This is a genomic window from Nostoc flagelliforme FACHB-838 (assembly GCF_014698065.1).
GTDB classification, from domain to species: domain Bacteria; phylum Cyanobacteriota; class Cyanobacteriia; order Cyanobacteriales; family Nostocaceae; genus Nostoc; species Nostoc flagelliforme_B.
This window is the reverse complement of record NZ_JACJSI010000015.1, coordinates 86,605-100,561: the sequence shown is the minus strand read 5'-3', so window position 1 is coordinate 100,561 and position 13,957 is coordinate 86,605. Positions and strand designations below refer to the sequence as shown.

Annotated in this window: 13 protein-coding genes and 1 pseudogene; 6 read left to right on the top strand and 8 right to left on the bottom strand. The window is 41.5% G+C overall.

Annotated features, from left to right (window positions below; translation table 11 throughout):
- Nucleotides 1-219: 219 nt before the first annotated feature.
- The 6 genes from H6G97_RS10775 to H6G97_RS10750 all read right to left on the bottom strand — a co-directional run bounded on the left by H6G97_RS10775 (nt 220) and on the right by H6G97_RS10750 (nt 6,374).
- Entirely contained in the window at nt 220-1,122 is a 903-nt protein-coding gene (locus H6G97_RS10775; RefSeq protein ID WP_190940602.1) for an MBL fold metallo-hydrolase, read from the bottom strand.
- 11 nt (nt 1,123-1,133) lie between these two features.
- Nucleotides 1,134-1,517: an aspartate 1-decarboxylase gene (panD, locus tag H6G97_RS10770; RefSeq protein WP_190940601.1), complete on the bottom strand. Its 384-nt coding sequence runs from the start codon at nt 1,515-1,517 to the stop codon at nt 1,134-1,136.
- A gap of 128 nt (nt 1,518-1,645) precedes the next feature.
- Nucleotides 1,646-2,158 carry an inorganic diphosphatase gene (locus H6G97_RS10765; protein ID WP_190940619.1) on the bottom strand — a complete coding sequence of 171 codons (513 nt, stop codon included), beginning with the start codon at nt 2,156-2,158 and terminating at the stop codon, nt 1,646-1,648.
- 417 nt (nt 2,159-2,575) lie between these two features.
- On the bottom strand, nt 2,576-2,761 hold the full coding sequence (locus H6G97_RS10760) for a TLTLP motif-containing protein (RefSeq protein WP_190940600.1): 186 nt from the start codon (nt 2,759-2,761) through the stop codon (nt 2,576-2,578).
- A gap of 1,017 nt (nt 2,762-3,778) precedes the next feature.
- Nucleotides 3,779-4,747 carry an Npun_F2552 family protein gene (locus H6G97_RS10755; protein ID WP_190940599.1) on the bottom strand — a complete coding sequence of 323 codons (969 nt, stop codon included), beginning with the start codon at nt 4,745-4,747 and terminating at the stop codon, nt 3,779-3,781.
- A 205-nt stretch (nt 4,748-4,952) separates the two neighbouring features.
- A complete protein-coding gene (locus H6G97_RS10750) occupies nt 4,953-6,374 on the bottom strand; it encodes an aspartate ammonia-lyase (protein WP_190940598.1) in 1,422 nt (473 codons plus the stop codon).
- Nucleotides 6,375-6,504: 130 nt separating this feature from the next.
- Here H6G97_RS10750 and pgsA point away from each other — a divergent pair, with 130 nt between their 5' ends.
- Nucleotides 6,505-7,041 (top strand): CDP-diacylglycerol--glycerol-3-phosphate 3-phosphatidyltransferase, encoded by a 537-nt coding sequence (pgsA, locus tag H6G97_RS10745; protein WP_190940597.1) that lies wholly within the window; start codon nt 6,505-6,507, stop codon nt 7,039-7,041.
- A gap of 141 nt (nt 7,042-7,182) precedes the next feature.
- Here pgsA and H6G97_RS10740 read toward each other — a convergent pair whose 3' ends face one another.
- Nucleotides 7,183-8,067, bottom strand: coding sequence for an SMP-30/gluconolactonase/LRE family protein (locus H6G97_RS10740; protein WP_190940596.1), 885 nt, complete (start codon nt 8,065-8,067; stop codon nt 7,183-7,185).
- Between the two features lie 229 nt (nt 8,068-8,296).
- Here H6G97_RS10740 and H6G97_RS10735 point away from each other — a divergent pair.
- Nucleotides 8,297-8,942: pseudogene (locus H6G97_RS10735) on the top strand (Uma2 family endonuclease).
- A complete protein-coding gene (locus H6G97_RS10730; RefSeq protein WP_190940595.1) occupies nt 8,932-9,090 on the top strand; it encodes a hypothetical protein in 159 nt (52 codons plus the stop codon). The pseudogene H6G97_RS10735 and the gene H6G97_RS10730 overlap by 11 nt, the downstream one beginning before the upstream one ends.
- A gap of 26 nt (nt 9,091-9,116) precedes the next feature.
- Here the strand turns inward: H6G97_RS10730 and H6G97_RS10725 are convergent, their stop codons facing one another.
- Nucleotides 9,117-10,055 carry an NAD-dependent epimerase/dehydratase family protein gene (locus tag H6G97_RS10725; RefSeq protein ID WP_190940594.1) on the bottom strand — a complete coding sequence of 313 codons (939 nt, stop codon included), beginning with the start codon at nt 10,053-10,055 and terminating at the stop codon, nt 9,117-9,119.
- Between the two features lie 289 nt (nt 10,056-10,344).
- On the opposite strand from H6G97_RS10725, the gene H6G97_RS10720 reads away from it, so the two are divergent.
- From H6G97_RS10720 to gmd, 3 genes are all read left to right on the top strand, one after another.
- Nucleotides 10,345-11,487 (top strand): glycosyltransferase, encoded by a 1,143-nt coding sequence (locus tag H6G97_RS10720; protein WP_190940593.1) that lies wholly within the window; start codon nt 10,345-10,347, stop codon nt 11,485-11,487.
- Nucleotides 11,488-11,598: 111 nt separating this feature from the next.
- On the top strand, nt 11,599-12,354 hold the full coding sequence (locus H6G97_RS10715) for an undecaprenyl-phosphate galactose phosphotransferase family protein (protein WP_190940618.1): 756 nt from the start codon (nt 11,599-11,601) through the stop codon (nt 12,352-12,354).
- Nucleotides 12,355-12,865: 511 nt separating this feature from the next.
- Entirely contained in the window at nt 12,866-13,945 is a 1,080-nt protein-coding gene (gmd, locus tag H6G97_RS10710; protein ID WP_190940592.1) for a GDP-mannose 4,6-dehydratase, read from the top strand.
- Nucleotides 13,946-13,957: the final 12 nt, after the last annotated feature.

Below are 13,957 nucleotides of genomic sequence, written 5' to 3'. Positions count from 1 at the left end.
TCAAGTCTCAGGTTGAAAAAGATTACGAATTTTAGTAAATTATAGCGCCCTCCCCTCATAATTTACGGGAAAATCTGCCTTTACAAACTAGATCACGCCATATCGACAGTAAAAGCAAACTGACAAATCAGTGCTTGTGAGTAGTCTGCCGCCGTAGGTCTTACCCTAAGCTTGCCGAAGGGCATCGCTCTATACATTCAAAGTGCCAATGCGTCTAAATTAGTTAGCAACATTTAATACTAGACCTTCATAGGCTAGTATCGCTTGAGGAAAAGCAGATTTAATATCGACTTGAACCTGGTCAAGAAAATCATCATGGTCATCTGGGTGATGATGAGAAATGGCTAGCCGTTTAACACCAGCATTCAGAGCTGCATTCACCCCAGCTTGCCAAAGTAAATCAGCAGAGTCATGGTTGTGAGAAGTAGGAGGAGTGTAAGTGGCATTAGCAATCAGCAAGTCAACGCCTTTAATGAACTGTAAAATCTGCTCTCGCTCCACTTGATCGGCATTCTGATGCAAATCCGTGACATAAGCAACACTATACTCTTGCCAAGCCACTCTGTAGCCAACTGACCGCTGAGTTTGATTAATTAATGCAGTTGTAATGGTGACATCATCTAGCTTTACGTCATTGTCTGGAGTCAGATTATAAAACTGCAACTCCGACTGCATTACCTGCAAAGGATAAGGAAAGTGCGGCTGGAGCATCTGATCGTACAGACACTGTTTGATTGAGGCTCCATTTGAGGCAGCTGTGCCATAAATATGAAAGCAATTTTCTCCAATAAATGCGGGAGCAAAAAAGGGAAAACCTTGGATTCTGTTTGATTGGCAGTTGGTAAAAAATAAATGGGCTTGTATTGGCTGTTGCAGTTCTTGCCAAGTTTTACCTAATATACGTAAGCCAGTACCGCCATCAAAAATCAAGCGTTTCCCAGCTACCTGCATTTCTAAACAAGCGGTATTACCACCATAACGATTAGTGTTGCTACTTGGGGTGGGAATTAAACCTCTTACACCCCAAAATTGCACGAGAAATTTATCTGCTGCACTACTTGGCAGGGTAGCTGATTTTTCAGGTATGTAGCTTTGGGAATCCGACAACTCAAAATTTGACATTTTCCTTGAAATTAGACCTTACTGAGCAGGTCATCGTAGCGCCGCACTTCCAACAACCTGTTTTTTTCGTCCACAATGACTACCGTAGGAGAGTAACTTTTTAACTCTTCTGGAGTGAACTGCCCGTAAGTCATTATAATCAAGCGATCGCCAATAATGCCTTGACGTGCCGCACCCCCATTAAGCTCAATTATTCCTGAATGGGCCGGAGCCGGGATCGCATAAGTAATAAAGCGTTGACCGTTGGCATTATTAACTACTTGCACTTGCTCATAAGGTAAGATACCAGCTTTGTCTAAAAGGATTTCATCAATGCTGATACTACCCACGTAGTTGATATTTGCCCCCGTGAGGGTGCAGTTATGAATTTTTGCCAAAAGGAGAGTACGCTGCATTCTGGTTTGGGGTTGGTGGCAGATTTGAAAATCCGTAACAAGCAAAAGTTATAAAAGTTAGGAGTGAGGAGTAAGAAATAAAAATTCATAACTCTTAACTCCTAACTTTTAACTCTTTAACTCCTCTATTATCCTCTATAAGCTTTGACGGATTTTTCTACTAAAGCTGCAACCTTGTCTACATCTTGCCAACCAAGAATTTCAGTCACCTTTTTTTCCAGATTTTTATAACTACGGAAAAATTCGGCAATTTCATCTAAGCGGTGTGGCGCTATGTCATTCAAGGATTTGACCTGAGTGTAGCGCGGATCTTTGTCAGGAACACAAAGGATTTTTTCATCGCGATCGCCACCGTCAATCATCTCCAAAAAGCCAATCGGTCGTGCGGCAATCACACAGCCTGGAAAGGTTGGCTCGTCAATTATGACCATACCATCTAGGGGATCGCCATCATCAGCCAAAGTATTTGGTACAAAGCCGTAATCATAAGGATATTTTACCGAGGAATAAAGTACTCGGTCTAGAGCAAAAGCTTCTAGTTCCTTGTCGTATTCGTATTTATTTTTACTTCCGCCAACAATTTCAACCAGAACGTTGATTAGACCGGGTTTCGGTTGGGCTGGAATACGAGATAAGTCCACAAAAAACTCCTCTGATAACTGAATCATGGGGATACTCAGTCAGCTTCGCTCCCCGTGTAGAATTTTAGGGCAATATGGCTCTCTTCCCAAGGTACTCGTTCTACGTTAGGGGACTGGGAACGAAACTTTAAGCTGTACCCTATTGGCTTGAATTAGTAGCCAAAAAATAGAAAAAGCGTTGCAAGCTTCCTCGCAACGCTTTTTCCAAGAGGATATTATGGATATCCTCCGCCCTTAATTACTGTTATGGGGATTTTTCACCCTTATTGTGTCAAGACAACTTAAATCTGGAGTCACACAACACAGATTCAGCTTATTCCTGATGAAGTCGATCCAAAATCTATAGAGATTGCATCAAAATCACTTTTCTCGTTTCTTACAGTTCTCCTATTAGGGAGAGGCTACTAGAAAGCTTTATCAATCTTTACTTCCTTGTAGGTTTTGGATCAGGGGTTGCTGGTTATTTTCAACATTAGCTGAAGAATAATGGGCGATGACAAATACAGGTAGGATAAGAGTTAACAGAGCGATCGCAGTTCCCACAATGTCTGCCAAACGTTGGGAATATGTGTCGGCATTGGCAGACTGGCTATTTGAATTCATACAAAATTGAAGTTTTTCGTAACACTGTATAGGTCTACTCTCTCAATGAGAGTGTTGATGCTATTTTAGCTATTTTTAAACTCTAGAATGTGTAGCATTTCACAAGCTAAACCAGTTTTGCAACTGTCAAAAGAGCGTTTTTATACATGAAATTATTAATACCAAGCTACAAGTAAACAAATCATGTTTTATTTTGTGATTAATATTTTCAGATGTTTCCCTGTATGGTGTGACGACTCTAATGCGTAAAGCCAATTTTAATAGCATCATAAATTACATTTTTTCGCTGCTTAAAGATTATTTAGCGAAATGTACTCGTTTGATACTTCATGATTATATCATTCTGTAAAGCCTTTGATAAGGTTATTTTACTAAAATTGCTAATTTGTGATACAGGACACAAAACCGCAATTGCACTGAATATCTACCAGTGCTTTTATTGTTATACGGTAGTTATACACACAAATATTTGGCGATCAAGAAGAAATGGCTAGTAATGATTTTTGTAACCAATCATAACTACCGAATAAATACAGATACAGTAACTGGTCTGTGCAGCATGAATTCAGTGATAACACTAAACAAATATTTAAGAATTGTAATTTTCAAATCTGTTTAATATCACAGTAATTTTGTCAATCTATATATAGATAGAGTAAAAAATGTTTTAGAGAATGGTGTGTATGTGTAGAGTGTTATCGCCAGACTTTGCTCATATTTGAATCAAATACCCAATCTCAATTTCCAAATTCTAAATCCGTATAATTTTTTGGATCAATCCAGATAGAATACAACAAATTGTATCTTACATAACAAATTAATTAACTAAAAAAACCGCCACTAACTATCATAGGGCGGTCTTGTTAAGCAATCGGAGGGTAATTACAGATTACTCTGCTAATAAATGAAATTGCTGTAACGAAGTTTGCACTAAATTGGGGATTGGGGATTGGGCATGGTTATTCTCCTTGTCGCCCTCATCTCTCTCACTCCTTACAGACGTGATTAATCGCGTCTCTACTTTCCATAAACACTCATTGGTTCTTTGATAAATCGGGTGTAAAGATGCTTAAACGTAGACTTAATGACGCGGGGCATACCAAAATCAATGGGCATTAACTTGTCTGGTAGTCGCCAATCTTCTATTTTTAATAAGTCAGGATTTAAATGCGGAAATTCTATGTCAGCAAGTTCTGGACATACCCCTAGCCTTTGAGAAGCTGCAACTGTAGGTACTTGTTCAGGAGGAACATTGAGGATTTCTATCATTGCCCGATCTAAGGCAAATATATCTGATGCGGCTGCTAAAATGCCCAGTTGACGAGGTTCACCGTTGCTGGGGCCATTACCTTCATGACCAATAATGCCATCTAATATGGTTAAGTTAGGGTTAATTGCTCTGGCAGTTTCTACTAACATTTCACCAAATCTGTTCGCATCTTTTCCAGCTTCCATGTGCCACCAAGCTTTCATTTTACCTGGGACGCAACCAAACAAGTTTTTTACACCCAGTGTTAATGTCAACTGCATGTGTGATTTCACTTTAGGTAGGTTAATCACCACATCTGCTTCCATTGCTTCTTTAGATAGCCGCAGATGGTTAAAATTGTCACTAATGGTTTGGTAACGCTGACCCTGAAAATCGATGATGGGAAGATTGAGTTCTTCTAAAATCGGTAAGTAGCCATTTGCCACTGCTACGCCCTTGGCACTACCAAAAGCAGGACTATCGCCTAAAAATGGCTCACCGCCAACCTCAATTACCATCTGGGCAACTTGATAAACTAGTTCGGCACGGGTGATACACTCTTTACCAGGACGCGACCCTGTAAGTAGATTCGGTTTGAGTAAAACGCGATCGCCTTTTTTTACAAATGCTGCCATACCTCCAAAAGGTTCCAGGAGAATAACTAAGGATTCTCGTAAGGCTTCTCGTTCGTAGGATGTAGCCCGAATGAGACTAACAGATGGTTTTTGAGTCTGCATGGATAAATGGGGATAGAGGGAGTGGAGAGTGGGGAGTGGGAAAAAGCAGGGGGCAAGGGGCAGGGGGCAGGGGATAAGGAAAAGAGGAATTGGGACAGGGGAGAAAGTTTCCCCTTTTCCCGCTACTCCCCTGCTTCTTCATTTCCCTCTGCCCTCTGCACCCCGCCCCTCTGCCTCTTTTCAATGCCCCATGCCCTATAATCTATTATTCTGTTCTGAGCGGTAAGATACCACTCATTTGTTCTAGATTTAACACTGTAGCTAAGTCTGTTTCACTCATCAATCCGCGTTCTAGAACAATCTGTCGTAGGGATTTACCAGTTTCTAAAGATTCTTTAGCTACAGCAGCAGCATTTAAATAACCGATGTGGGTATTTAGTGCTGTTACTAAAGCTAAACTGCCTTCGGCATAAGCTAAACAACGTTCTTTATTAGCAGTTATTCCCTCAATACAGCGTTCGGTAAGTGCGGCGATGGTATTACCTAGAATTTCGATACTGTGAATCAAGTTATAGGCAATTAGCGGCATCATCACATTTAATTCTAATTGTCCGGCTTGGGCGGCTAATGCGATCGCACTGTCGTAACCCATCACCTGAAAACACACCATTGATGTCATCTCTGCCATCACGGGGTTATATTTCCCTGGCATAATCGAGGAACCGGGTTGCACTGGAGGCAGTTGAATTTCTTTCAAACCAGTTTTTGGCCCCGAATCCATCAAACGCAAGTCGTGAGATATTTTGACTAAATCCTGGGCTAAGTTGCGTAAAGCACCGGAAACATTCACAAATGGAGCCATACTTTGCATGGCTGCCATGAGATGGGGCGCAGGTTCTAAAGGAGTATCAATCAATTCTGAAAGAACTTCTATTATACGGGCGCGATATAGAGGATGAGTATTTAACCCCGTTCCCGCTGCACTACCTCCCAAACCCAGCACCATTAAATCCCCAGACGCGGTATAAATCCGGTTTTGGTGTTCTGTAAGAATTTGTGCCCAAGCGCGAAAATTTTCACCCAAGCGCACGGGTACAGCATCTTGTAAGTGGGTTCTGCCAGATTTGACGATATCTTGAAATTCTACAGCTTTGTTTTCTAAGGATGCGATCGCACTATCTATTGCTGGGTGTAATGTCTTGGATAATGCCAATAATCCACCAATGCGAATTGCGGTAGGAATCACATCATTGGTAGACTGTCCATAATTAACGTGATCATTGGGACTAACACGTTTATAATTGCCCTTTTCTTCACCCAGAATTTCTAAGGCGCGATTTGCGAGAACTTCGTTGATATTCATGTGGTGGGATGTTCCCGCACCAGCCTGATAAACATCCACGACAAATTGATCACGGAACTTCCCAGCTAAGATTTCATCAGTTGCTTGCACAATCGCCTGACTAATATCTTGGGGAATGCAATTTAGTTCTCCATTGACAATTGCTGTAGCTTTTTTAATTATTAATCCTGCATCTACGTAAGTAGCTAAAGGCTTAATGCCGCTAATGGGAAAGTTTTCGATTGCTCGTAGTGTTTGGATGCCGTAATAAACGCTACTAGCAATTTGGCGATCGCCCATCGAATCGCTTTCAACGCGGAATTGGGAGTCTGTGTGTTCAGTCATAGTATTGTTTTAGGAGAGCTACAGAAAACAGATTTTCCCACGCAGGTACACTCAGATACACTAATCTGCATATATTTTGCATATTTGCTTGGCTGTTTGTTGCTTTACAGTTGTTAATTTTTAATTTCCCATGACTCTACCCAACTGGATTACCTTCTCTCGCCTTCTGGGTGTACCATTTCTGCTTTATGGCTTATACAATCCCATACCACAAGCTAGGTGGATATGCTTGGCGATTTTTATTGTTGCGGCGTTAACTGATTGGTTAGATGGTTATTTAGCGCGAAAACTCAACCAAATCAGCGACTTGGGTAAGTTTCTTGACCCTTTAGTAGATAAATTTCTAGTACTTGCGCCGTTGCTGGTTTTTATTGAACTAGGAAAAGTCCCAGCTTGGGGAGTGTTTTTGATTTTAGCGCGGGAATTAGCGATCGCTGGTTGGCGGGTGAATCAAACGACAATTACCGGAGCGAATATTTGGGGTAAACTCAAAACTGTTAGTCAAATAGTTGCGATCGCACTTCTGATTGCACCACTACCTGAAGTGTGGCAAACTCGCTCTCTGATTGCTTTTTGGGTTTCTGTCACCTTGACTTTAATATCTGGAGCGATTTACTTATTACCACAAAACCCGACTAGTGAAAATACACCGTTAGGTACAAAGTGACTCAAAAAAACTTTGCGTTCCTCTGCGCTATACTCTGCGCCCCTACCCTGCGGGAAGGCGTTCGCGTAGCGTCTCGTAGAGAAGCGCCTATGCGTTTAAACTTAAACCCTCAATCTACTTCACTTGCACACATATACTACTTTATTTCTCAAAACCATAGCTAGGTAATCCAGTAACATCAGTTTGGAGAGCAAACAAATCACCTGAGTAGAAACTTTTTTCAATCTCCCTCTGGCTGAGTCCAACTGAAGCAGTGGTAATGTATAGTGTTTGCAAATCTTCGCCGCCAAAAGTGCAACTCGTTACGAGTGGAACAGGTAGTTTTATCCGCAATATCTCTTCACCCTTGGGGTTGAAACGAATCACACACCATCCATCCCACATGGCTGACCAAATATTTCCTTGGTTATCTATCGTTAACCCATCTGGGTAAAACGATTCATGAGTTAAATCAACAAAAATCCGGCGATTAGTAATGTTACCTGTTAGTGAATTAAAGTCGTAAGCATATATTTTTTGTTGAGGAGAATCACTCAAATAAAACGTTTTTTGATCGGGACTCCACCCCAGACCATTAGAGATAGTCAATCCCGTTTCCATCAAATGCAATGAACCATCAGCATCATAACGATAGAGACTAGCCTGGGGTTTTTCTAAAGAACACATTGAGCCGAACCAAAAGCGGCCTTGGGGGTCACATTTGCCATCATTAAAACGGTTATCTGGCAGATTTACTTCAATCTCCAAAATGGGTGTAACTTCACCTGTCTGGGTGTTGAGGAATGCCAAGTGATGACGCAGTGCCATAATTAATCTATCTTTACCTGCTGTTGCGATCGCACCTACGACTTCTCCCACATCAAAAAACAAGTCTTTCCCTGTAGCAGGATTGAACTTATGTACACGATGGTTGTAGATATCAACCCAGTAAATTACGTTTTGGGTAGAATCCCAGATGGGGCCTTCACCTAAACGCGCACGAGCTTCTAGAACATTCTGGAGTAGATATTGTAAAACCTGGCTCATCTTATCAACCACCAATAATATTTACAGAAACTAATTTTAGTAGCCTTCAGGCAATTCTAAAAAAGGTTTGCCTTCCTTGATAAAAAAATTGTTATTCCTATTCCAGTAAAAACTAAAGACGCAATTTCTCGCGTCTTTCCCAAGTAGAAGAAAATATTTTTGATTTTGATTTTCGCCAAACCTTTACAACGATCCGTTAACTTAAAATTAGTCGGTCAAGATTCTCCTTATGTACCAAACAGACCCACCTCTCTCTCCCAAAGAAGTCCTACCAACCATGTATGATCTTCCCAGTGAATACCCCGAGGACTCTGGTTTGCCTGACGAATTTCACCTTTTTCAGCCCCAGCTTCTGCGCGAAACCTTCTATCCACCAAACTATCCAGCAGAGGAAGTATTTGTTGCCAGGTCTCTACGAACAACAAAACTTGCGTCTGAGTTATGTTATCTGGCAAGAAGGGGTTGCCCCTTTTGTAGTGGTAGAATTGCTTTCTCCTGGCACTGAAAAAGAAGACTTAGGACAAACTCTACGGGAGATTAACCAACCGCCGACCAAATGGGAAGTTTATGAGCGGATTTTGCGAGTTCCTTACTACATTGTGTTTGACCGCTACACTGACAAACTCCAAGTATTTCAATTAGTTGCAGATAGTTATAGCGAATTGGACTTGAGTACTCCACGGGTATGGATGCCGGGTTTGGAACTAGGTTTAGGACTTTGGCAAGGTTCTTACCAAGGAATTGAGCGATTGTGGCTACGTTGGTATGATGCATCCGGGAATTGGCTTCCCACGCCGCTAGAACGAGAAAGTCAACGTGCTAACAGATTAGCAGCACAACTGCGAGAGTTAGGCGTTAACCCTGATGAGTTATGATGCTGCGATCGCATCAGCAATTATTGGTGTCAACTTAAGGCAAAACAGACGGTTAGAAACCGCGTCTACACGAAACAAAACCCACCTCTGTGGGTTTCAAACCCTTAATTTGACCTTAGTCCGCGGAGGCGGACGAAAGCCTGTGTAGCCTCGAATTCTATTCGCCCTGGTTAATCACAACGCTTGTAAAATCTCCTCATCTACAGAGAAATCAACATCAGCTTTATCTTTTGCATTAGCTAAATAGTCATTTTTCAGAGAGTCTTGTAACCCAGAAATCAAATTATATTCAGGATGCCAATTTAATTCTGTTTGTGCTTTATTCACCGAAGCAAAGAAATGCTGCACCCGCATCGGAAAAGCTTTGCGTTTGCCAAAATCAAACTTTTTCGGGTCGTAATGGACGATTTTTACAGCATCGGGTGATTTGCCAGCCGCTACAGCACTGGCACGGGCTAAACCATCAAAAGTGAGAAAGCGATCACCAGAGATATTATAAATCTGTCCTATAGCTTGTTTATTGCCCAAAACCTGAGTCATAGCTAGTGCCAAGTCTTTTACATGACCTAACTGGGTGATATGCAAGCCATTTCCGGGGATGGGAATGGGGCGATCGCGCACAATTCTGTCAAAAAACCAGCCTTCCAACTCATTATAATTACGAGGCCCGTAAATATAAGTAGGACGAATAGAGGTAAAAGGTAATCCCAATTGAGTTAGATAAGCTTCTGTTTCATGTTTACCCTTATGGCGACTTTTGGGATCTACTAAATCTCCTTCGACATGGGGTAGTTGGTCAGATTTGAGATATACCCCCGCAGAACTCATATACACAAAATGTTGCACTCGGCCTTGAAAAATTTCTGCTAGTGGTTGAGTATCTGTCAGTTCTCGCCCGTTATTGTCAAAAATAACATCAAAGTTTTCTTGTGATAATTTTTCCTTTAATTGAGTAGCATCAGTGCGATCGCCTATAATTTGTCCTACTCCCTGTAAAGAAGGTGCAGGTCGATTCCCACGATTGAACAGCACCACCTCGTGTCCTTGTTCCACTAGTAGCTGAGTCAAATACACACCAATGAACCGAGTACCACCCATAATCAGAATTCGCATAAATTCACCCTTTCTATATCAGTTGTCGTTCACGGAGTGGGGAGTAAGGGAGTAAAAAAGCAGGGGAGGCAGGGGAAGAATAACTATTTGGTTATTCCCCATTCACCAATCCCCAATCCTCAATCCCCATTCTGAGGTTATCAGGTTGCAGCATCCATCTGGAACCTCAGAGGAAAAGATTCGTCCTATGTGCTAATCTGGGCGCTTCCCGTAAATTAATCACAAAGGGAAACTTTTCAGTTAACGTCATCAAGTTGGTCTTTGTATTTTCCATTTATTCAAGTTAGCTGTGCCCTTGAAATATGCTCTGGTTCATGAGTGGCTGACACCCAAAGCCACCGGTGGTTCAGAACTCGTTGTCCGAGAAATTTTGAATCACATTGATGCTGATTTGTATGCTCTCATCGATTTTGAATCCAGCAATCCTGAAAGTTATTTATATAAACGTCAGATTGGCAAGACGTTTCTCCAGAACTTTCCTTATGCCCGCAACGGTGTACAAAAATACTTGCCTTTGTGGCCTTTGGCAATTGAACAACTTGATTTGCGGCATTATGATGTAATTCTGTCTTCATCTCACGCTGTTGCCAAAGGAATCCTTACCACTCCCGAACAGATGCATATTTGCTACTGTCACAGCCCTATGCGCTATGCCTGGGACTTAACCTTTGATTATCTGCGCCACAGCAAACTAGGTAGTGGCGTACCTGGGTGGGTAACGCGATATTTATTACATCGTTTGCGGCAGTGGGATGTATTGAGTGCCAATCGCGTTGATTACTTCATTGCCAACTCGCAGTATACAGCCCGGCGGATTTGGCGTTGCTATCGGCGAGAAGCAACAGTCATTTATCCACCAGTGAATATTACTGAATTTCCGTTTCTCTCTGAGAAAGAGGATTTTTACCTGACAGTTTCCCGGTTAGTGAGTTATAAGCAAATATCCTTGATTGTCAAGGCTTTTAATCAACTAAAACGACCATTAGTAGTCATTGGTACAGGAGATGAAATGAACAAGATTAGCGAAATGGCAAACTCCAACATTCAAATACTGGGTTGGCAACCCGATAATGTGGTAAAAAAATATATGTCTAGGGCTAAGGCGTTTGTATATGCAGCTTGTGAAGATTTTGGTATTGCCTTAGTGGAAGCACAAGCTTGCGGCACGCCGGTAATTGCTTATGGTGCAGGGGGTGCTTTAGAAAGTGTGCGAGATATCCGCTCTTGTGTGGATACAGGGACAGGTATATTTTTCAAGACACAAACAGAGGCGGCTTTAGTGGAGGCAGTAGAAAAGTTTGAAGTTTATCAGGGTTCGTTCAGTTCCGAGTATATGCGATCGCACGCCGAGCAGTTCTCACCGCAAATTTTTGCCGATCGTTATTTAGATTTTGTAAACAAGTGCAACGGAAAAAGACCATTTTTGCAATGATGGTCTTGATTAACGTCTTATTTTTTTAGGCTTTTGGCAATTTTCACCAGAAGCACCTCATTTTGGCTTTAATATTGGGACTATGTGTGGTGTGGATTATTAAGGAGTATGATGACTGCCCAGAGCTCACTCCTCTCCGGCAAGCAAGGCGTAAGGCAAGATACCAGAGCGTCTACGCGTTTCTTAAAACGCGGTCAAAAAACAAAGACGCCAAAAGTTAAACCCAAAGGTTTATCCTTTCAGGGTTTAAACGGAGAGTTTGCCAAACGACTGTTTGATATCGTGTTTTCGCTGTCGGTATTAATTTTGTTCTTCCCCGTCTACTTAATTTTGACCTTGCTGATTGCCTTTAGCTCAGAAGGGCCGATTTTTTATGTCCAGGAACGGGTAGGGAAAAATTACAAAGCGTTTAATTGTATTAAATTCCGAACAATGGTAAGCAATGCGGACGAAATCCTCATGCAAATGATGGAAACATCGCCCGAATTGCGACAAGAATTTGAGAGCAGTTTTAAGCTAAAACAAGACCCCCGGATTACCAAAATCGGTCGATTTTTGCGAATTACTAGTTTAGACGAATTTCCCCAGTTCTGGAACGTTTTGAAAGGGGACATGAGTGTAGTCGGCCCCCGACCCTTGGTAACAGAAGAACTGCCAAAATACGGTTATCATATTGATGAGATTTTAACAATCCGTCCAGGAATTACTGGTTTGTGGCAGGTATCTGGACGTAATGACATTCCCTACCCTCGGCGAGTCCAAATAGACCTGCATTATGTCAAATTTAGGAATTTCTGGCTTGATTTATGGATCATTTTGAAAACTGTTGATGTGGTCATTCTGCCCAAAAACAACGGGGCATACTGATTAAATTACTTAGGGTCGATTCTGTGGGGCAGTTAATGCCCCTAAATACTAATTATTACCCTAATACTAAGTGATTGCTCATCTTTGTTTGTATAATTATCTATAATTTGTGCCTTGTTCTTTTCTACTTAACTCAGGCTTTTCTGGGTATGTCTCTGTGCTTTTTTCTGCCCTGATTTGGATTGTTGCCAGAAGTCTAATACAAAATACCTATTTTATTTATTAAGTCCTTATAAAATCAATAAATTTTTGACAAAAAAACAATGTACACAAAAATAATCTTGATCTATTCTGGTAAAAAAATAAATATACATAATTAAGGAATCTTGAGCTATTTCAGGTTATACTTACGTGTTAAATGATTTTTTTATTACGTATATTTATTTACAGAAAAAGTCTTATAACAGCAAGAACTCGTAGGTTTCCCATTAGGCAATTCAGCAATTAGTTGCTAAGTTGTATCAGATTGCCTGTAACTTTTTAATCAAGGAAAATAAGGGATATATTGAGCATGACGCAACAGAAGCGAGCTTTAATTACTGGTATTACTGGTCAAGATGGTTCATATCTAAGTGAATTTTTGTTGGAACAAGGTTATGAGGTTCATGGCATCATTCGCCGCACTTCTACCTTCAACACAGACCGCATTGATCACATTTACGAAGACCCCCACAAAGAGGGAGTGCGGTTATTTCTTCACTACGGAGACTTGACGGATGGTACGACGTTGCGACGTATTTTAGAAGAAGTAAAGCCAGTAGAGATTTACAACCTCGGTGCTCAATCCCATGTCAGAGTTAGCTTTGATTCACCAGAATATACGGTGGATGCTGTAGGAATGGGGACATTGCGTCTGTTGGAAGCAATTCGAGACTACCAGCGTCGTACTGGAATTCAGGTAAGATTTTACCAGGCGGGTTCTTCAGAAATGTATGGTTTAGTACAAGCAATACCTCAAACTGAGACAACGCCCTTTTATCCCCGCAGCCCCTACGCCTGTGCGAAAGTTTACGCCCACTGGCAAACTGTAAATTATCGTGAGTCTTATGATTTGTTTGCTTGTAACGGTATACTTTTTAACCATGAGTCCCCACGGCGGGGTGAAACCTTTGTAACCCGGAAAATTACTAGAGCCGTGGCTGGTATTGTTGCTGGTAAGCAGAAAAAGATTTACATGGGTAATCTAGATTCCAAACGAGATTGGGGCTATGCGAAGGATTACGTTAAAGCAATGTGGTTGATGTTGCAGAAAGACCAGCCAGACGATTACGTAATTGCTACTGGCGAAACCCACTCGGTACGGGAATTTTTGGAACTGGCATTTAATTATGTGAATCTCAATTGGCAAGATTATGTAGAGTTTGATGAGCGTTACCTCCGCCCATCTGAGGTAGATTTACTGATTGGCGATTCTAGCAAAGCACGGCAGAATTTGGGCTGGGCACCATCAGTGACCTTTGAAGAACTAGTTTCCCTAATGGTAGAAGCAGACTTACAAGCATTGGGTCACACTTCACCCAATGGAAATGGTTCGCAATTTCCATTAGATATTGCAACTATTCGTCAACAATTGGGCGCTTTGCACTTCTGATTCGCACCACAG